Annotated in this window: 14 protein-coding genes and 1 pseudogene; 10 read left to right on the plus strand and 5 right to left on the minus strand. The window is 37.7% G+C overall.

The window, feature by feature from the left end; all coding sequences use genetic code 11:
- Positions 1-66: 66 nt before the first annotated feature.
- From Q0X59_RS02675 to Q0X59_RS02690, 4 genes and pseudogenes are all read left to right on the plus strand, one after another.
- The gene (locus Q0X59_RS02675) at positions 67-1,044 is read left to right on the plus strand and encodes an ABC transporter substrate-binding protein (protein ID WP_075523293.1); all 978 of its coding nucleotides are present in this window, start codon (positions 67-69) and stop codon (positions 1,042-1,044) included.
- Between the two features lie 66 nt (positions 1,045-1,110).
- Positions 1,111-1,974 (plus strand): annotated as a pseudogene (locus Q0X59_RS02680) (amino acid ABC transporter permease); the annotation flags it as partial.
- 79 nt (positions 1,975-2,053) lie between these two features.
- Entirely contained in the window at positions 2,054-3,961 is a 1,908-nt protein-coding gene (gene glmS, locus Q0X59_RS02685; protein ID WP_075523541.1) for a glutamine--fructose-6-phosphate transaminase (isomerizing), read from the plus strand.
- Positions 3,962-4,059: 98 nt separating this feature from the next.
- Positions 4,060-5,451, plus strand: a complete 1,392-nt coding sequence (locus Q0X59_RS02690; RefSeq protein WP_230955909.1) for an extracellular solute-binding protein — start codon at positions 4,060-4,062, stop codon at positions 5,449-5,451.
- Between the two features lie 208 nt (positions 5,452-5,659).
- On the opposite strand, the gene Q0X59_RS02695 is transcribed toward Q0X59_RS02690, so the two are convergent.
- From Q0X59_RS02695 to glgB, 4 genes are all read right to left on the minus strand, one after another.
- The gene (locus Q0X59_RS02695) at positions 5,660-6,427 is read right to left on the minus strand and encodes a type III pantothenate kinase (protein WP_103042929.1); all 768 of its coding nucleotides are present in this window, start codon (positions 6,425-6,427) and stop codon (positions 5,660-5,662) included.
- Positions 6,428-6,472: 45 nt separating this feature from the next.
- Positions 6,473-7,651: a HAMP domain-containing sensor histidine kinase gene (locus tag Q0X59_RS02700; protein ID WP_297642973.1), complete on the minus strand. Its 1,179-nt coding sequence runs from the start codon at positions 7,649-7,651 to the stop codon at positions 6,473-6,475.
- Between the two features lie 523 nt (positions 7,652-8,174).
- Positions 8,175-8,900, minus strand: coding sequence for a response regulator transcription factor (locus tag Q0X59_RS02705; protein WP_296156348.1), 726 nt, complete (start codon positions 8,898-8,900; stop codon positions 8,175-8,177).
- Positions 8,901-8,916: 16 nt separating this feature from the next.
- Positions 8,917-11,190: a 1,4-alpha-glucan branching protein GlgB gene (gene glgB / locus Q0X59_RS02710; protein ID WP_296156358.1), complete on the minus strand. Its 2,274-nt coding sequence runs from the start codon at positions 11,188-11,190 to the stop codon at positions 8,917-8,919.
- Positions 11,191-11,324: 134 nt separating this feature from the next.
- On the opposite strand from glgB, the gene Q0X59_RS02715 reads away from it, so the two are divergent.
- Positions 11,325-11,921, plus strand: coding sequence for a CarD family transcriptional regulator (locus Q0X59_RS02715; RefSeq protein WP_196489643.1), 597 nt, complete (start codon positions 11,325-11,327; stop codon positions 11,919-11,921).
- 224 nt (positions 11,922-12,145) lie between these two features.
- On the opposite strand, the gene Q0X59_RS02720 is transcribed toward Q0X59_RS02715, so the two are convergent.
- Complete coding sequence (locus Q0X59_RS02720) at positions 12,146-13,207, minus strand: zinc ABC transporter substrate-binding protein (RefSeq protein ID WP_075523534.1); 1,062 nt, start codon at positions 13,205-13,207, stop codon at positions 12,146-12,148.
- Between the two features lie 148 nt (positions 13,208-13,355).
- Here Q0X59_RS02720 and Q0X59_RS02725 point away from each other — a divergent pair, with 148 nt between their 5' ends.
- The 5 genes from Q0X59_RS02725 (at position 13,356) to Q0X59_RS02745 (ending at position 20,229) form a co-directional block, all read left to right on the plus strand.
- Positions 13,356-14,234 carry a bifunctional methylenetetrahydrofolate dehydrogenase/methenyltetrahydrofolate cyclohydrolase gene (locus tag Q0X59_RS02725; RefSeq protein WP_103042934.1) on the plus strand — a complete coding sequence of 293 codons (879 nt, stop codon included), beginning with the start codon at positions 13,356-13,358 and terminating at the stop codon, positions 14,232-14,234.
- Positions 14,235-14,547: 313 nt separating this feature from the next.
- Positions 14,548-16,053, plus strand: coding sequence for a 30S ribosomal protein S1 (gene rpsA, locus Q0X59_RS02730; RefSeq protein WP_075523532.1), 1,506 nt, complete (start codon positions 14,548-14,550; stop codon positions 16,051-16,053).
- A 199-nt stretch (positions 16,054-16,252) separates the two neighbouring features.
- The gene (locus Q0X59_RS02735) at positions 16,253-17,914 is read left to right on the plus strand and encodes a L,D-transpeptidase (RefSeq protein ID WP_297642975.1); all 1,662 of its coding nucleotides are present in this window, start codon (positions 16,253-16,255) and stop codon (positions 17,912-17,914) included.
- A complete protein-coding gene (locus tag Q0X59_RS02740) occupies positions 17,911-19,302 on the plus strand; it encodes a phosphatase domain-containing protein (RefSeq protein WP_296157393.1) in 1,392 nt (463 codons plus the stop codon). Before Q0X59_RS02735 ends, Q0X59_RS02740 begins: the two co-directional genes overlap by 4 nt.
- Before the next feature lie 372 nt (positions 19,303-19,674).
- The gene (locus tag Q0X59_RS02745; protein WP_297642978.1) at positions 19,675-20,229 is read left to right on the plus strand and encodes a TM2 domain-containing protein; all 555 of its coding nucleotides are present in this window, start codon (positions 19,675-19,677) and stop codon (positions 20,227-20,229) included.
- Positions 20,230-20,340: the final 111 nt, after the last annotated feature.

Here is a 20,340-nt window from a genome sequence, read left to right on the forward strand (position 1 = left end):
TGATTGTTTATGTGTTGATAGTGGTAAAGTTGTGAGCGTATTTGCTATCTTGCTTTAAGGGATCTTATGATTGAAGAACGTTTTGATGCTACAAATAACAATTTGCATCGTAAAAAGAGGTTTTCTTTATTACCTCCTTCTCGTTTGATACGTTCTATTGCTGCTTTTATTTCCGCAACACTAATAGGTATTTCTGGAGCATGTGGAACATCTGACGTAGAAGGTAGCGATCCTTTATTATCTCGCAGTTATAACGTTAATAATATTAAAAAAGATGAGAAAATAGCTTCTCTTCTTCCTAAAAAGATTTTAGAAAGAGGAGAACTCGTTATGGGAACGAATATTGGTTATGCTCCTGCTGGATTTTATGCTCGAGATGGCAAAACTGTAGTTGGCTATGAGATTGATCTTAATAAAGCATTGGCAAAGCTTATGGGAGTTAAGCTAAATATTGTAAACGCTCCATTTGATGCCATTTTGCCGTCTGTTGGAACTAAATTTGATATAGGTGTTTCTGGCTTCACTGTTAGCAAAGAGCGAGAAAAGTCGGTTGATTTTGTGACTTACGCGGATGCTGGTTTGCTATTTGTTGTTCGTAAAGGAAATCCAACGAAAGTAAATCTTAATCATTTATGTGGCAAAAAGGTTTCTGTTCAAGTTGGAACTACAAGTGAATCTCAAATGTATGATGCTCGTGACTTGTGTAAGATTAAAAATGATTCTCCTCTTGATGTTCTTCCGTTTAAAGAACAAACTGATGCTACAACGGCTGTAGTAGCAGGGCGAGTAGATGTTATGTATGCTGATACTCCTGTTTCTAGTTTTGCTATTGAACAAACAGATAATCAACTTGAGCCTTTAGGTAAGAGTAAGGATAAAGCTTTGATGGGTATTATTACGCAAAAAGGCGATGAGCAGCTTGTTAAGGCAATTCAAGCTGGTATAGAAAAACTTATTCAAACAGGTGATTATAGAAAGATTATGGAGTCTTGGGGAGTTGAAGATATTATGATTAAGAAACCTGAGATAAATCCTAAAGTATGATTTTTGCTTTTGTTAATTTGCAATATATATGCTGATTTTGATTGTGTCTAGTGTAATATTGTGAGTATGCTTTCTAAAGAGAATAACAATGATAAGATTTTGCCTGTTAAGAAAATTGGCCCTATCGTTGCAGGCATAATCGTTGGGGTAGTGTCTGTATTTTTACTGTATTCTATAGCTGCAAATCGTAGATTCGAGTGGAATATAGTACTTAAGTATATTTTCAATGAAAATGTTCTTTCTGGTATTTTCTGGACTTTGTGGTTGACTTTGCTTTCTATGGTTATTGCGATTGTGTTGGCGCTTTGTTTGGCGATGATGCGTAAGAGTGTTAATCCTGTTTTGCGTGGTGTTAGTTGGTTTTTTATTTGGTTTTTTAGAGGTACGCCTGTTTATACTCAGCTTGTGTTTTGGGGTATGTTTGCTGTTCTTGTTCCTAAGTTGAGTTTGGGTGTTCCGTTTACTAGTTTGGAGTTTTTCTCTATTGATTCTAATGTTGTTATGACTTCTTTTAATGCTGCTGTTATTGGTTTGTCTTTGAATGAGGCTGCGTATTTGTCTGAGATTGTTCGTGCTGGTTTGGAGGCTGTTGATGTTGGTCAGGTTGAGGCTGCTAAGTCTTTGGGTATGTCTCGTTCTTTGATGATGTGTCGTGTGGTTCTTCCTCAGGCTATGCGTATTATTGTTCCTCCTTTGGGTAATGAAACTATTGGTATGTTGAAGACTACTTCTTTGGTTTTGGCTGTTCCTTTTACTCTTGAGTTGCAGTTTGCTACGAATGCTATTGCTAATCGTATTTATAAGCCTATTCCTCTTCTTATTGTTGCTAGTGTTTGGTATTTGGTTATTACTTCTGTGTTGATGGTTTTGCAGTCTATGTTAGAAAAGCATTTTGGTAAAGGATTTGAAGCACGAGATATTGTAAAACATCAATTAAAAAAGTAAATTTATTTGCATATAATGTGTAAATCTTGAGATAAACAACTATATTAAAGTACAATAAAAGATTATGTGTGGCATTGTTGGATATGCAGGTTTTGGAAAGATTTGTTCTAAACCTTTGCAAGTTTGTTTAGATGGATTAGAGCGTTTAGAGTATCGTGGATATGATTCTTCTGGTGTAGCTCTTGTAGCTTCCGGGATGAGTGTTGCATCTGTGCGTAAAAAAGCAGGTAGGCTTTCTAATTTACGTAATGATATTATTGAAAATCCTATGCCGCAATCTAGTGCAGCAATAGGTCATACGCGTTGGGCTACGAACGGCGCTCCTTGTGACGTGAACGCACATCCTCATACAAGTGCAGACGGAAAAATTGCACTTATTCATAATGGAATTATTGAAAATGCTGTTGTTCTAAAAGAGCAGCTTCATGAAGAAGGCTATGAGTTTTCTTCACAAACAGACACTGAAGTAGCTGCAAAATTACTTGGGAAAATTGCTAATGAGATTGTAGAAGAAACTGGTAAGCCGGACTTGTTTGCTGCGATTCGTCGTACTGCAAAAATGCTTAAAGGCGCTTTTACTCTTTTAGCAGTTGATGTTCGTCAACCTGGTATTGTTGCTGCTGTTCGTCACGATTCTCCGCTAGTGGTTGGTATTGGAGATAATGAGTATTTCTTAGGCTCTGATGTTGCAGCTTTTGTTGCTTATACAGATCGAGTTTTAGAAGTCGGTCAAGATCAGGCTGTGTGCGTTGGAGATATTGATGGTTCTGGTAAATCAAGCCTTTTGCTTACAGATTTTAGTGGGAAAGTAGTCGATAATCCTACTTGCTTTACTGTAGATTGGGATGCATCCGCAGTAGAAAAAGGTGGATGGGATTCCTTTATGGATAAAGAGATTCATGAAGATCCTCATGCTGTCGCAGATACTTTAAGAGGAAGATTTGATTCTAAAGGAAACATAATTCTCGATGAAGTTCGTATTAGCCAAGATGTATTGCGAGCAATAGATAAAATAATCGTTGTTGCTTGTGGAACTGCAAGTTATGCAGGTTTAGTTGCAAAATATGCTATTGAACATTGGGTTCGTGTACCTGTAGAAGTTGAATTAGCTCATGAATTCCGTTATCGTGATCCTATTTTAACGCATCGCACTCTTGTAGTTGCTATTTCACAATCTGGTGAAACTATGGATACGCTTATGGCTTTACGTCACGCACGCGAGCAGGGTAGTAGAGTGTTAGCAATATGCAATACTCAAGGTTCTAGTATTCCTAGAGAGTCTGATGCTGTGCTTTACACACATGCTGGTCCAGAAATCGCTGTTGCGTCAACTAAAGCTTTTGTGGCGCAAATCGTGGCAGCGTATATGCTTGGTCTTTATTTAGCTCAAGTAAAAGGCACAATGTATCGCGATGAAATACAGCAAATTGTAATGCAATTAAAAGCTATGCCGGATAAAATTCAAGAAATACTTGATTCTCAAGAAAATGCTATTTTGCAGGCTGCTAAAAGGACTTTAGAAGCTAAATCTTTCTTGTTCTTAGGAAGACATGTAGGCTATCCAGTTGCAATGGAAGGCGCTCTAAAGCTTAAAGAAATTGCATATACTTTTACAGAAGGTTTTGCAGCTGGAGAGTTAAAGCATGGTCCTATTGCGCTAGTTGACGATGGGGAACCTGTTGTTGTAATCGTTCCTTCATCTCGCGGACGTGACGTTTTACATTCAAAAGTAATCTCAGGTATTGAAGAAGTAAAAGCGCGAGGTGCTTTTACAATAGCAGTTGCTGAAGTTGGTGACTTGGATGTTGAACGTTATGCGGATATAGTTTTCTGGAGACCTAAGTGTCCAACTCTTTTAAGTCCTCTTGTTGATGTTGTTCCTTTACAAATATTCGCTATGGACATGGCTAAATTAAAGGGTTATGACGTTGATAAGCCTCGTAATCTTGCTAAGTCAGTAACTGTTGAGTAGCGTGTAAAAATTATATGTGTGCGCATAAAAGTAACATTTCAAGGCTTGACTTTAAATTTGTTAGATACTTTAGAATTCCTTATGTGTTTCGTAATTCTTTGTATCGCTTTTTAATATTGCTTTTATGTGCTATTTTCGTAATTTTTTCTGGTGCTTGTGGATCTGCAGATTTTAGAACGCATATTACTGTTTGGTCTTGGGAACCAAGCATGAAGCGTATCGCGAAAGAATTTGAAAAAAGTAATCCAGATGTTCGCGTTACTGTTAAAGATACGAGTGGTTACAATGTTCTAAATAATGCTATTCAAGACGGTTATGGTATGCCAGATGTAGCGCAATTAGAGTATCACGCTTTACCTCAATATGCTGTTAGTGGTCAGTTGCTTGATATTACAGATAGAGTTAGAGATACTAGAACTTTTTATACTCCTGGAACTTGGTCATCTGTTAAGTTAGGGGATAGGGTTTATGGTTTGCCTATGGATTCTGGTCCTATGGCATGGTTTTATAACGATGATGTGTTTCGTCAAGCTGGAGTAGATGCATCAAAAATTCATACTTGGGAAGAATATAAACATGCAGCTCGAAAATTGAAAGATATTGGTGTTTATATTGCTGCAGATTCAGGTGATGCTAGCTTTTATGATGCGATGATTTGGTTAGCTGCAGGAAGACCTTTTGTAACTTCGAATGATGGAAAAACTGTAACTGTGCGTTTAAATGAAGATGAAGGAACAAAGCAATTCACTAAGTTTTGGCAATCTATGATTGATGAAGGTCTTATTGAAACTAGATTTAATACATGGTCTTCTAGTTGGAAGGCTGCTCTTGGTGATGGGAAAGTGGCATCAGTTTTTGCTGGAGCTTGGATGACTTCTTTGCTGTTATCTAATGTTCCAGGTAGTTCTGGATTATGGCGTGTTACTACTGTTCCTACTTTGCATGGTGAGAATAGAAATGCTGAAATGGGTGGTTCTGCGTTATCTGTTTTGCAATCTAGTAGGAAACCTGAGGCTGCTATGCGTTTTGTGGATTATGTATGCCATAGTTCTAAAGGAATTCGTATTAGAGTAGATGGTGGAGCTTTTCCTGCAGATATTGTTACGTTACACGATGAATCATTCTTGAATAAAACAACAGTACGTGATTTACGTGGTATTGACATACCTTATTTTGGAGGTCAAAAATTTAATCGTATTTTTTCTGTTGCAGCAGATTATGTTGATACAAGATACAAGTATCTTCCGTTTGAAGTTTATGCTCGTAGTGATTTTAGGTCAACAGTTGGTCAAGCATATGATTGGAGTCGTAAATCTCGCGCGCGATTAGAAGTGCAAACAATGATCGATGCTGGTATAACTAATGCTGATGGTTCTCAATTAAGTCTTCCAGATGATCCAGGTCCTAGAATTTCTTTAGAAAAGGGTCTTGCTCTGTGGCGCAAAGATTTGCAAGAATACGGATATAATCAAGGATTTGTTGTTCGATAAAATCAGATTATATATGTGCATGTTATTCCTAAATCATATATGCATATCCGTTTTTGCTAAGTAACACTGAGCAATACTAAGCAATACTAAATAATGTTATGCACTACTGAGCAATACTAAGTAGTGCATAAGTAACACTGAGTAACACTTAATCTAAATAATGTTAAGTAACAATAAATCTAAATAATGTATTTGTATGTATTACTTACTAAAACGTGTTTCGATTGTAAATTTCTGCCATACCTTCGAAAATTAGATTAGGATCATAGTAGTCTATTTCTTCTATATCTTTTTCAAAAAGTCTACCTAATCCGCCAGTAGCAATAACTTTAAACGGCTCATTTATTTCACTTTTGAATTGTTTAATAGTGCGTTCAATTCCGCCGAGAAAACTATAATACAGTCCTGCTTGCATTGCTGGGCGAGTTGATTTTGCTAATATCGATTCTGGTCGTGAAATTTCTACTTCTGGAAGTTGCGCTGTGTTATCCCATAAAGCTGCTGCAGCTGTGCGAATACCTGTGCATATGAGTCCGCAAGTTATAGCTCCATTTTTATCAACATAGTTGTATGTTGTTGCTGTTCCAAAATCAATTACTAGTGCTGGTCCGCCGTATTTTGCGAATGCTCCAACGCAATCTGCTAAGCAATCTGCTCCAAGCGTTTTAGGCTCGTCTATTCGAATATTCATTCCAGTTTTTACACCAGGGCCAACAATCATAGGGTCAATATTTAAGAATTTGATAATACTTGAACGGAATGAGTGCATTACTTTTGGCACAACAGAAGCAACTATGACATCATCTACATCTTTTATGCTAAATCCACTTAGATGAAGGAATTGCGTAATCATAATTCCATATTCATCTGAAGTGTGATTCGCTTTTGTAGTCATTCTGTAAGTTCCAACAATATTATCGTTTTCTAAAAACCCTAGAACTATATTTGTGTTGCCAATATCAACTGCTAAAAGCATATTTTCCTCGCTGTGAACGTGTTTTGTTTTTATATATTCTACATTTTATTCTTCATTGTTTTCACAATATTCGTAATTCAAAGGAAGAGTTATTTCAAAGTTTGGACCACGTTTATCGTCTACTACTTTTACGCTACCATGATGAAGCTGTGCTGCCCATCTTGCAATAGATAATCCTAGTCCTGTTCCTCCAGATTCTGTTCCAATGCCTTGGTTTCCTTTTACAAATCGCCGGAAAATTTCAGATCGTTCTTCTTTTGGTATTTGTTTTCCAAAGTTAATAACATTACTTATTAGAGCATTGTTTTGAGAATCTGCATAAGCTGTAATTAGTACTTTTGTATTATCTGGAGAATGTTTAAGAGCATTAGAGATAATATTTGTAAATAATTGTGAAAGTCTATTTTGATCTCCAGTAAGTTGTATATTATCGTCAATTTTTACGTAAATATTATGATTGTGTCCGCTATCTGCTATTTCTAAAGGTTCTACTATTGAATCAATAAATTTCGAAAAATTAAACGATGTTATATTAAGATTTTCTGCTCCTGCTTCTACTCTAGATAAGTCCAATAAGAATGTAATAAGATCTGCAAGTTTATGTGTTTGATTTAATATAGTTTCCATATTTGCAGGAGTTGGTTCGATTACTCCATCTGCAAGATTTTCTAGCATTGCTTGTAATGCTGAAACTGGTGTTCTTAGTTCGTGACTTACGTTTGCTATAAGATCTCTTCGCATTTGGTCTACGTGTTCTAATTCTTCAGCCATCTCGTTAAATGCAAGAGTAAGTTTTCCTACTTCATCACTTCGATTTTCAATTTCTACTCTTACTGAATAGTCGCCTTCAGCCATTGATTCAGACGCATCTCGCATTTGGCGCAATGGTGCTATTAAGCCGCGCGAGAATGTATATGTTATTCCTAGTGCTACTGCAAGAGTTAAAGGCATTGCAATCCATCCATTTAATCCCATTTTCAGAAGGAACCATGCCATAACAAATGCTATTGCTGTAGCTACAACAATAATCGCTGATAACTCGCTTTTTAATGACGAGAAGAATTTTAATGACGAGAAGAAGTTTAGTGGATGTGATAAGTTTTTTATATTTTTAACACTATCCACATTAAAGTTTTTGAGATGATTATTTTTTCTTTTCGACTTAATATCAATATCAATATCAGAGTTTGTGGTGGAGTTTTTTCTCGATTGTGATTTTTTCATAAGATTATATTATCTTTAAATTGTGTAAAAATTGTTTTATGATTTGTTACTAATTGTAGTTAAATACACTAACAAATCTTAATGTTATTTCATTTCATTACATCACATCATATTACTTATAAATTTTAAGTTATTTGTATTTCAAAATATATGTTTATTTATAGAATTTTCCTATTTGTTGTTGCTGAGCTGTCGGAGTTTCTCTCATCGCAAGATTTTTACATTGCTCTAAGAGAAACTCCGATAGCTCTTGGCATGTTTAGTCTTTTAATCTTCGGCTAATCACCGAGATTTTTCGATTTTTCTTCTTCATTCGATGAATCACCACTTCGTGCTGAGGTTCATCTCATTCAGGGCGAAAAATCTTAAATCTCTGCCTAACTAACAGCAAAGCGTACGTTGTAAAACAAACTATAAGTAGTTTGCAAGTTAATATTCGATGGCGTAAGAAAGTGGGGAATATGTGATTTGTTAGCTTTGCGATTTATTGGACTTAATTTTTTCTCGTTAATCGTTTGCAGCTTTAATTCTCGCTTATCATAGGTTCAAAAGCGTATCCAATTCCGTGTACTGTGCGAATCCAGGAAGACCCTATTTTGTGTCTTAAAGACTTTATATGTGAATCAACTGTTCTAGTACCAGAAGCGTCTGGCCAATCCCACACTTTTTCAAGCAATTTTTCGCGCTTAAATACTGCATGAGGTTTACGAGCTAATGTTGCTAATAAGTCGAATTCTGTAGGAGTAAAATGAACTTCTTCATTGTCAATAGTAACAATACGCTGGCGAGGATTGATAACTAGATTTCCAAAAGTCATTGTTCGTTCATTTTCCAAATTCTTAGCTATTTGAGTAGCGCGATCTACGCGCCGCAACAGTGCTGCGCATCTTGCTATAAGTTCTCGTGGCGAAAATGGTTTCGTCATGTAGTCGTCTGCTCCAGCGCTTAATCCCGATATTTTATCTGATTCAGCATCTCTAGCTGTTAGCATAAGAATTGGTACAAGACGTTTAGAAATAATCCTTTTAGTTGCTTCAATGCCATCCATTATTGGAAGCATAATGTCCATAATAATTAGATCTGGCTTAAGCTGTTCTGCTACTTTAACAGCAGACGCTCCATCAGATACGACCCTAGCGCGCCATCCTTGTGCAGCTATGCGCTGTGCAATTGCCGTAGCTAAATCTGGCTCATCTTCAACCACAAGAATAGTACGAGGAACTCCGTTACCTAATGGAGCGTTAAGCATAATCTAATAAACCCTTTCAGTGTTTCACTGGTTTCAAGAATACTGCGCCTAATGCTGGAACAGTAATTCTTGCTGAGTATGGGCGAGAATGATATTCTTCAGCTGCTGCAGTAAATGTTCCATTGTGAATATCTGAACCGCAATACTTTGCATCGTCAGTTGTAAGAATTTCTTCCCACTTGCCTCCCTTTGGAAGTGCAATTTGATAGTCTTGCCAAGCTTGACCAGAGAAGTTCACTACAACAACAATTTCTTCGCCATCGTCACCAATACGCATGTAGCTCAAAGTATTGTGATCAGAATCATCGCTTGTAAGCCATTGGAATCCATCAGGCGTAAAGTCTTGACTCCAGAATGCTCTTGAACTCTTGTATAAAGCATTCAAATCAGCAACAAGCTTTTGAACACCTTGATGGAACGGCCATTGCAATTCGTTCCAATTAAGTGAAGTGTTGAAGTTCCATTCGCTTGATTGTCCAATTTCTCCACCCATAAATAGTAAGTTCTTTCCTGGGTGAGACCATTGATAGGCGAGTAATGCGCGCAATCCTGCGAATTGCTGCCATTCATCTCCTGGCATCTTGCCAAGTAATGAGCCTTTTCCATACACAACTTCATCGTGGCTCAAAGGCAAAACGTAATGCTCAGAATAAGCGTATACCATTGAGAACGTAATTTCATTGTGATGCCAACGTCTGTTGATTGGTTCTTCTTTAAGATATTGCAACGTATCGTGCATCCAGCCCATATTCCACTTCAAGCCGAATCCTAAGCCACCCATATCTGTTGGTGCAGTAACTCCTTGATAGGCTGTTGATTCTTCTGCAATCATCATAATGCCAGGATTATTTTTGTAAGCAGTGGCATTTGCTTCTTTAATGAAGTCGATTGCTTCAAGATTTTCGCGCCCACCATAAATATTTGGTCTCCACTGACCTGCCTCTCGGCTGTAATCTAAGTAGAGCATTGAAGAAACTGCGTCGACTCTGAGTGCATCAATGTGATATTCGTCAAGCCAGAAGCATGCATTCGCTACTAGGAAGTTACGAACTTCGTGACGTCCAAAGTTGAATATGTATGTTCCCCAATCAGGATGTTCACCGCGCATTGGATCAGGATCTTCATACAAAGCAGTACCGTCAAAACGTCCAAGTGCGAAATCGTCCTTAGGGAAGTGTGCAGGTACCCAGTCCATTATTACGCCAATTCCGGCTTTATGGAGCTTATTTACTAAATACTTGAAATCATCAGGAGATCCAAGTCTAGAATCTACTGCGTAATAACCAGTTACTTGGTAACCCCATGAACCGGAGTACGGGTATTGTGTAAGAGGCATAAACTCAACGTGAGTAAATCCTTCTTTTACTACATAGTCAACTAGGCTGTCTGCTAACTCGCGATAATCGCTTAAATCACGATTCCAGCTATTGGCTTGTACTTCGTAGATGCTTATTGGACCATTATGTGCATCGCTTTTAGCGCGCTTATCCATCCAATCTGTATCATGCCACTTAAAGTCTGAATCTACAACAACAGATCCAGTGTTTGGTGGAACTTCGTGAGAACGTTCCATAGGATCTGCTTTCATAATCCAAGATCCAGATTGTGTAAGAATCTCAAATTTGTAAACTTCTCCTGCGCCTACGCCTGGAATGAAAAGTTCCCAAATTCCAGAAGATCCTAATGATCTCATAGCATGACGGCGTCCATTCCAATAGTTGAAATTGCCAACTACTCGAACAGCACGAGCATTTGGTGCCCAAACGGAAAACGCTGTACCTGTGACTTTTTTGACCATTTTTCCAGTTTCAGGAGAAACAAGTCCCCATGAATCTGTAATGGTTTTAACGTGTGCGCCTAATGCTTCCCACAGGCGTTCATGTCTTCCTTCGCCGAACAAATACATGTCTAATTCGCCAACTTGAGGCAAATAACGATATGGATCATCGTCAACTGACTCAGTCCCGTCTATTTCAACAGTGCGAACTCTATAGCTTGGTACTGAAAACTCTTTTGAACGAGCATGTTTAGTTGCAGGAACAACAGCTGTAAAAATGCCATTATATTCGTGCTTAGCTTCATATTCACCAGATTTGGTGATGATAATTACTCTTTTCGCCATTGGTCGCAAAACGCGCACAGTGGCAGTGCCTTCGCTTTTGCCTGTTCCAAGATGTCCACCAAGGACCTCGTGTGGATTGTAATATTCTGCATTGCTCACCGCGGCTAATACATCCTGTCGGACTGCAACCGCGACTGCATCCTCATTGATGGTAGAAACTGTACTCATGGTTTCCATAATACATGCTTTATGGAAGTAAGTCGCGTGTTTTTTAATATCTTATTAAAAAATATTAAAAATTTCTTCAAGTCGTTAGCTTATGAGAAACTTTTATGAGTTTTTCTGTGCATACGGAGGGTTCTGTGGGATATCAAGTCGGCGATATGGTCGTCTATCCTCGTCATGGTGCGGCGCGTGTCGAGGAAATCAGCGAGCGGACAGTAAAAGGAATAACACGACAATATTTGCGTCTTGTTGTTTTGTCATCAGATGGTTTAGAGATTAACGTTCCTGTTGACAGCGTTAAAAAAGTTGGCGTTAGAGATATTGTAGGCGCGAAAGAAGTAGCAAAAGTATTTGAAATTTTGCGTACTCCAATCATCGAAAAAGAGATGAATTGGTCAAGACGCTATAAGCTTAATGTTGAGAAGATTGCTACTGGAGATGTCAATAAGATTGCAGAAGTTGTGCGTGATTTATCTCAAAGAGATATTGATGAGCACGGACTTTCAGCAGGTGAAAAGCGTATGCTTTCTAGAGCTCGTAGCATTTTAATTTCTGAAATTGCTTTATCTGAGAAAATTGATGAACAGGAAGCTGAGCGTTTGCTTAATGTAAATCTTGGTTATGCTAAAGCTAAGGATGGTGACGAAAAGCATCATACTTCTTTCCCACAAGAGCCTGCTTCGGAAACATTATTGCTACTTGCTAAGAATTCACGTAAATCTCGCAAAAAGTAAGTAACTATAAAATTTTCGCCACAAGAATTAAGTATTACAAGAATTAAGTGCATAAAGTAAGAATTAAAATAAATCCTGCTTTAACATATCGCACATTTTTGTTTAATAACCAATAAAATAAGCCTTATCTAAAATCTACTTTCAGACAAGGCTTATTTTTTAAATTATCGTTAAACTTTTGCAGATAAACTAATAATTAAACTTTTACAAATAAACTAATTGAATTACTTTCCAGGATCTTTTTGCCCTTCATTAGAACGAACTGGACCTGGAAGAACAGGTTTTGGTTTCTCTGTAATTAGTCTACTAGGTTTTTCTTGCTTATCTATAGCTAAACGCATTGAAGCACTTGTTTTTGTTCCATTTTCGATGTCATCTAAAATTTTAATAATCCAAGTGTCAAGTTGTTTAGCGTATGAAGGCATTAACTCACTTACATTAACTATGCTAGTGTAGCTTCTTCCAGCAATTCCATTGATTACGTTAATATTGTCATTCTTATTTTTTTGTGAATCGTTTATAAGAACGTCAATATGCCTATCTTCAAGCAATTTACTGAATTCACCTATGCTTTGAGTGCTTGGATCTGTACCTTGAGCAATTGATGAAATGTAATCTTTAGGTGCACTATCTTTAATATTTATGTCTGAAAGAAGCCAGAATATAATAGGTGATGTTGATGCAATCTTATATTTTGCATGAACACTTGCAAACTTATTTAGATAAGCATCGAGAGTTTTTTCCTTATCTTTCCACTTATTAAAGCGCGAAGTAAAATCTTTGCGTTTTGCAGGATTTATTCGCGAAAAAGTTTCGTATAGAGAATTTGCCATTGCGCTTCTAGCATCTCTTGAGAACCACAAATATGGGTTATCTCCGTTTAATGCTCCAACAGTACTTGCTGCACTTACTAATTCTGTTTTCTTTGGTAAGTTTTTTGTTGCCCAATCATCATAACCTGCGCCGTTTACTACTATAACTTGAGCAGAATGCAATGTTTTAGAATCATTATCGCTTAATTTTGCGTCATCGACATTTGCATTTGATCCGTTTAGCAAGTTGACTACTTTTACATCTTCTCCGCCAATTTCTTGAGCTAAGCTACCCCAAGTGTCTAGTGTAGATACTACTGAAATTGGCTTGTTGCTTTTAGCTTCTTCTGGTTTTGTTTGAGTGCTAGGTGCTTGAGATCCGCATGCAGCAACACCAAATCCAACAACCAATGCTATTGCGTACGTTGCAATAGTTTTGATTGTATTCTTCAAAGTTGTAACAGTGATACGCATTGAAACTCACTCCTTCCGCCGCGTCCACGCCGGCAATTGTCGTACGCTCCACATGTCCACGTATATTACATACAGCTGTCGTACACTTTTTATATATCTCACGATAGTCTATGGATACGAATTATGCGAGTTGGAAAGTGATGATTTTATGGTGATTGTATTAGATGGTAAAGCGTTATCGAATAAGATAAAAATAAGTTTAGCAAAGCGAGTTTCTTTACTTAAAGAAAAAGGTATTGAACCCGGATTAGGTACTTTGTTAGTTGGCAATGATTCTAGTTCTATGAAATACGTTGCAGGTAAACATCGCGATTGTCAGGAAGTTGGAATTCGTTCTATTCGTTATGATCTTCCTCAAGATGCTAGTGAGGAAGATGTTCTTAAAGCTGTTGAAAGTTTAAATAATGATCCTTCTTGTACAGGTTTTATTGTGCAATTGCCTTTACCGAAAGGCATAGATGAAAAGAAAATAATTGAAGCAGTTGATCCTAAGAAGGATTGCGATGGTATGCATCCTTATAATTTAGGGGAACTTGTTATGCATATTTCTGGAAAGATTACAACGCCTTTGCCTTGTACTCCGAGAGGAATATTAGCTTTGCTTGACGAATACAATATTAACCTTGATGGCAAAGAAGTTTGTGTTCTTGGACGTGGTATTACAGTTGGACGCACTATTGGATTGTTGTTGACTAGACGTGGTGTAGATGCAACAGTTACTTTGTGTCACACTCATACGCGTAATGTTCATGAGATTATGCGCAGATCGGATGTAATTATTGCAGCAATTGGTAGTGCTGGGTTTGTAAAGCCTGATGATGTTAAGCCAGGCGCTGTTCTTGTTGATGTAGGCTTGTCTTTTGTATTTGATGAAGAGTCTGGTAAATATCGTCTAAAAGGGGATGTTGACGTTTCGTGTAGAGATATTGCTGGAGCGTATTCGCCTAATCCTGGTGGCGTTGGTCTTATGACTAGAGCAATGTTGTTAGCTAATGTTGTAAATATTGCAGAAAATCAAGTTTGCTAATATTTTGCATCTTTATGCTGTTTGTTAGCTGGTTGCGTGTTTGTTGTGGTTGATTGCATGGATGCAATCAAGAGTACTTGCGTTGAAAGCACACTGTGCTTTCAACATTGAGCAAGTCCTCTCGCATTAAGCTCGTTTGAAGCGCGAGCTTTGCTTCAAACGAGGGTAATGCGACACACCCGAGCTCCTAAGCTAACTTTGGCTATGCCTATCTATAACATTGACAGAGCGTGTGCGAAAAGCTCACGCTACATATACAAACATAATTTAATATCGAGTAATATCCACCCCAAGAAGAAACCACTAATAACTAATGGCAGAGAATAATAACGAAGTCGCCAAGGTTGCGATTAATGATATTGGCACCGAAGAAGACTTCATCAAGGCAGTCGATTCAACCATCAAGAATTTTGATGATGGTGATTTAGTTGAAGGTACCGTCGTAAAGATTGATCACGACGAAGTATTGTTGGACATCGGCTACAAGACTGAAGGTGTAATTCCTTCCCGTGAACTTTCCATCAAGAAAGACGTTGATCCAGATGATGTCGTTGGAGTTGGCGACACTATTGAAGCACTTGTTGTTACTAAGGAAGACAAGGAAGGACGTCTTATTCTCTCCAAGAAGCGTGCGCAATACGAGCGTGCTTGGGGCGATATTGAGAAGATTAAAGATGCAGACGGTATTGTTGAAGGTACTGTTATTGAAGCTGTTAAGGGCGGCTTGATTGTAGATATCGGCTTGCGTGGCTTCTTGCCAGCATCCTTGGTTGAGATGCGTCGTGTACGCGATCTTTCTCCATACATTGGTCAAAAGATTAAAGCTAAGATTCTTGAGCTTGATAAGAATCGCAATAATGTTGTTCTTTCTCGCCGCCAGTTCCTCGAGGAAACCCAGTCTGAAGTTCGCGAAACATTCCTTTCGCAGCTTAAGAAGGGTCAGATTCGTGAAGGCGTTGTGTCTTCTATCGTAAACTTCGGCGCATTTGTTGATCTTGGCGGTGTTGACGGTCTTATTCATGTTTCTGAGCTCTCTTGGAAGCATATCGATCATCCATCTGAGGTTGTTAAGGTTGGAGATAAGGTCACTGTTGAGGTTCTCGATGTTGACTTCGATCGCGAACGTATCTCCCTTTCCCTTAAAGCAACTCAGGAAGATCCATGGCAGCGCTTTGCTCGCACACACGTTCCTGGACAAGTTGTTAAAGGTAAAGTCACTAAGATTGTTCAGTTTGGCGTGTTCATCTCAGTTGAAGATGGAATTGAAGGCTTAGTACACATCTCTGAGCTTGCTAATCGTCATGTAGAGAATCCTGAAACTGTTGTTAAGGGTGGCGAAGAAGTATTCGTTAAGGTTATTGACGTAGATCTCGATCGTCGTCGTATTTCCCTCTCCTTGAAGCAGGCAAATGAGGCTGTTGATCCAAATTCTGAAGATTTCGATCCAGCTCTTTACGGTATGCCAGCTGAGTACGATGAAGAAGGAAACTACAAGTATCCAGAAGGATTCGATCCAAATACTAACGAGTGGATTGCTGGTTATGAACAGCAGCGCGAAGAGTGGGAAGCACAATATGCAGCAGCTCATGAATTATGGGAGCAGCATAAGGTGTTTGCCGCTAAGGAACTTGCTGCTGCAGCTGAGTCTGCTGCTCAAGATGGTCAGAGTGAAGAAGCTGAAAAGAAGCCTGAAGTAAAGGAAGAAAAGAAAGAAGAAGTTGCTTCTAATTATTCTTCTGAAGCTCAAAGCGAAGGTACTTTAGCTGATTCTGATCAATTAGCTCAATTGCGTGAGCAGTTGTTAAGTGAAAAGAAGTAGTTGTAAGTTTTGTTGCAATTATTTAATTCATAAATAATATTTATGTGCTCTGGAAATATTTTCAGAGCACATTTTTATAAACAATAGCTATTGTTTATAATACGAATAGCTATTGAATATCTATTGTAATTAGTTTTATGCGGTTAGTGGTAGCATGATTTTTGGTTTGCGACTGAAAGTCTACTAGAGGTTTGAGAGTATGAGCGAGCATAACAATTTTGATGATTTTAATGATGATGCGAATAATTTCAATAACGCTGATTCTTCAATCTACAATGTTTCAAATAATGAAGATGACGATGCGACTACTTCTATGAGTATTTCTGATATTGAAAGCGCGTCTAAGAAATCATCCGATGACCTTTTCAACAATGTATCTGAATCTTATAAGAATGGTGTTAAAGATCGTGTAAAAAATCGTTCTGCTTCTGCATTCATATATTCCTTGTTGATTGTTTTAGTTTTAATTATTGCAGGTTATTGTTTAACAGCTTGGTATTTCCACGATCGCGTAGTTCCTGGTGTGCATTTTGGTAATGAAAAATTTAGCGAACAAATTGTTGGAAAGAAAAGTGATGAAGTTGCTCATATTGTTGAGCAAGCGATTTCTGATTCTTCATTTGAAATAAGCGATAACAGAGGCGGTAGTCTTACTTCTAGCTTAGGTGATATGAAAGTTAAGTCAGATGTTCAAGCTACTGTTCGCAATATTATTAGCGCTAAGCACGATAATTTGTTTACTATGCTCATGCCTTGGGTAACTCGCAATGTTCCACTTTCTGCACAGCGTAATGATTCTGAAATGAATAAAAGCGTTGTAACTTATTTTGTGAAAGATAAAGATAGAGCTATTCCATTTACTTCTAATTTCGATGAAAAAGAGTCGAAGTTCGTTGTTAAAGATGGTGAAGCTGGTAGTTCTGTTGAAACTTTGCCGGTTCGTGAAGCTGTAAAAAAGATGATTGCAAATCCTGGTCATGTTGCTAAAGTATCGGTTGTTTATAGGCGTGTTGATTCTCCTATTCAGCGTGATGAAGCTCAAAAGTTAACTGATCAACTTAATTCTGTTATTTCAAATGAAATTAAGTTCGATAATGGCAATGGTAAAGATTTTGTTGTTCCTAAGAATGTAATTTCTAAGTGGATATCTATTGATGTAGATGAATTTAAGCATAAGCTTTCTTATGATATTGATTCTAAAGCTGTAAATGATTGGTTGTCTGGAAATCTTCCTAAACAGTTGAATCAAGTAAAAGTAGATCAGGAAGATTCTGTAGACAAGAATGGGAAAGTTATTTTCACTGCTACTAAAGGCGTTGATGGTGTTTCTATCAAGTATTCTGATTCTGTTTTAAAGCAAGTAGTTGATGCTTTAAAGAATAAGAAAGCTGTTAAGATTTCTGTTCCTTCTGAAGTATCTAAGTTTAGCGTTGAACGCAAGCTTGTTGAAATGCGAATTGTAGTAGATAAATCTTCTCAGACTGCAACTGTGTATAAGAATGATGAAGTTGTTAAGACATTCCCAGTTTGCACTGGTCAGACTAATTTGACTGAGTCTGATTCTGGTACTTTCCATATTTATTTGCGTTACGATGTTAAGACTATGCGCGGTAGACATTATGATGGAAGACCTTATGTTCTTCCTGGAATTCGCTGGGTTAGCTTCTATAATGGTGGCGAAAGTTTCCATACTGCTGCTTGGAATTCTGTTGGCATTGCAACAGGTGATCCTGCACGACATGGTTCTAATGGATGCGTGAATATGTATGAAGCTGATGCTCATTGGATCTACGATAATTGCCCTCGTGGAACTATTGTTCAAGTTATTGGTGAAACTCCAGAAAACCCGGTGCGTCCGTGAACGATTCTAAAGACGCTATAGCTTTAGATTCATCTGAGCTTAATAGCGCTAAATCTAGTGTTGATGAAACTAAGCGGGGAAAACTTGCTGAGAAAAATGAGAAATCTTCCCCGCTTAAACCTGTTAGGTGTGTTAGTAGCACGCCTATACCGGTTCATGTTACGTCTACTTTGTTTGATACTCCAACTCCTGAAGAGAGAATTGACAATAAGCCGTTTTTAGTGAGGTGCACTAGGCGTTTTATAACTTCAGTTGTTGGATTATGGATGCGTTTGGCTGGTAAAATCTCGAGAAAATGCGGATTGTATCCTAGTGTTGAGCCTTATATTGGATATGGTACAGATAAGTACGCTCGACTTATTTGTAGGACTGTATACGCTCCCAAAAATGGCAATCATTCGGTGTTAAAGCGCGGAATTTACGCAATGCTTGTTGTTCCTGCTGTAAGAGTTCGCGTATCGATTTCAATTGATAATATTCCTGTTGAGAGTGCTCAAATCGGTGATTCTGAAGCGTATGATAAGCCGGATTCTTCAGGTGTAGGCGGTGCAGAATATTGTATTTCAGATCGTGCTGGATATCTTGATTTAATTACAGAAAGAGCTTTGTGTGTTGGCAAGCACATTGTTAGCTATAGTGTGGAAGGCCGCGAGCCTGTAGAATCAAGTTTATTTGCTATATCTTCATCTGCTTGTATTGGTGTTATCTCGGATGTAGACGATACTATAATGGTTACGCAAGCTCCTTCTATTATTAAAGCTTCGTACAACGTTCTTATTATGAATCCTGAGCATCGTTCTCCAGTAAGTGGCATGGCATCAATGTTTTCAGATATTTCTAATCTTCTTCCGGATGCTCCATTTTTCTATCTTTCTACATCTCCTTGGAATGTTGAAGCTTCGATTAGACATTTTATTTTGCGAGAAGGTTTTCCAGAAGGTCCGCTTTTATTGCGTGATTTAGATCCGCGTCCTAAAACGTTTATTCCTACTGGGCCTCAGCATAAAATGGAATTTGCTGCTCAACTTATGGACGATTTTCCGAATATGCGTTTTATTTTAATTGGCGATGATGGTCAAAGAGATCCAAATACTTATTCTCGAATTATTAAGCAATATCCAGGTAGGGTTGTTGCTGTTGGGATTCGTCAATTAAAAAATCATGCTACTGTTAAAGATTTTCGCAATCGTAGTAATCGTGATTTTAATATATCTCTTTCAACTTCGCGTATTGCATATAGTGATATTGATAATACTGTTGAAGCGTCTGGTGCTGCTGGAACTGTTGATGGAGTACCATTTTTTGTTGCTCCAGATGGAGTATCTCTTGCTAAAACTATGTTGCCTTATTTACAAAATTTTAAAAATAAGAATGATGTAATTCGCTAATTATTTTTATTTAATTCAATAGTTATTTGTGTAGTAATTCGTTAGTTATTTGTGGTGTAATTTTGGGAAATAACCCATAATTTTCTAGTTTGTTGTGATGTAATTTTCTAGTTTGTTTTAGCTTAATTCGTTAATTTTTAGCTTAATTCGTTAATTCATAAAAGCGAAAAATGCAACTGTTAATTTCTTAATTCGTTTTAGCGTTTTGTTGAATTAATCTTAATAAAGGCTTTTTGCATAAGATTTAGGCTATTTTATTGAGTTTAAGTACACGTATATGTGTAAGATTTCTATCAACTTGAGTTTTGATTCTTATTAGTAATCTTAATTTAATGTTGTATGAATTGTATATATAGAGAAAGCGTGAAAGTTATGGATAACACTAACGAGCAAAACAATGTGTATTCAAATCCACAATCTCAGCCACAGCAAGCTCCTCAGCAGGCTCCTCAGTATAGCGAGCAGCAGTATGCTCAGCCACAGCAGGCTCCTCAGTATAGCGAGCAGCAGTATGCTCAGCCACAGCAGGCTCCACAGTATGCTCAACCTCAGTATGCTCAACCACAGCAAGCTCCACAGTATACTCAGCCACAGTATGCTCAACCACAGTACGGTCAGCCACAGTATGCTCAGCAAACTCAATATTCATCGTTAACTAATAATACTGGTGTTTACGGTCCTACTAGTAGTAAGAGCAAGCTTGCAGCAGGTTTGTTAGGTATTTTCCTTGGCGTTTTCGGCGTACATAATTTTTATCTTGGACACACAGGTAAAGCTGTTGGCCAATTGCTTATCACTATTCTTTCTTTCGGAATGTTATGGTTTGTTTCTAGCATTTGGGGTTTGATTGAAGGCATTTTGATTCTTTGCTCCAAGCCTGGAACTAAGTGGCATAAAGATTCTGATGGTGCAGAATTGCAAGACTAAATTTAGAATTTTGCATTATAATCAAGAATTTTAATTTTTATGTAATACCCTAGTGGCTCTAAGTTGCTAGGGTATTATTTATAAGTTATTAGGGGATTATTTATAATCAAA

Source organism: uncultured Gardnerella sp., from assembly GCF_947280595.1.
Classification (GTDB): Bacteria; Actinomycetota; Actinomycetes; order Actinomycetales; family Bifidobacteriaceae; genus Bifidobacterium; species Bifidobacterium vaginale_A.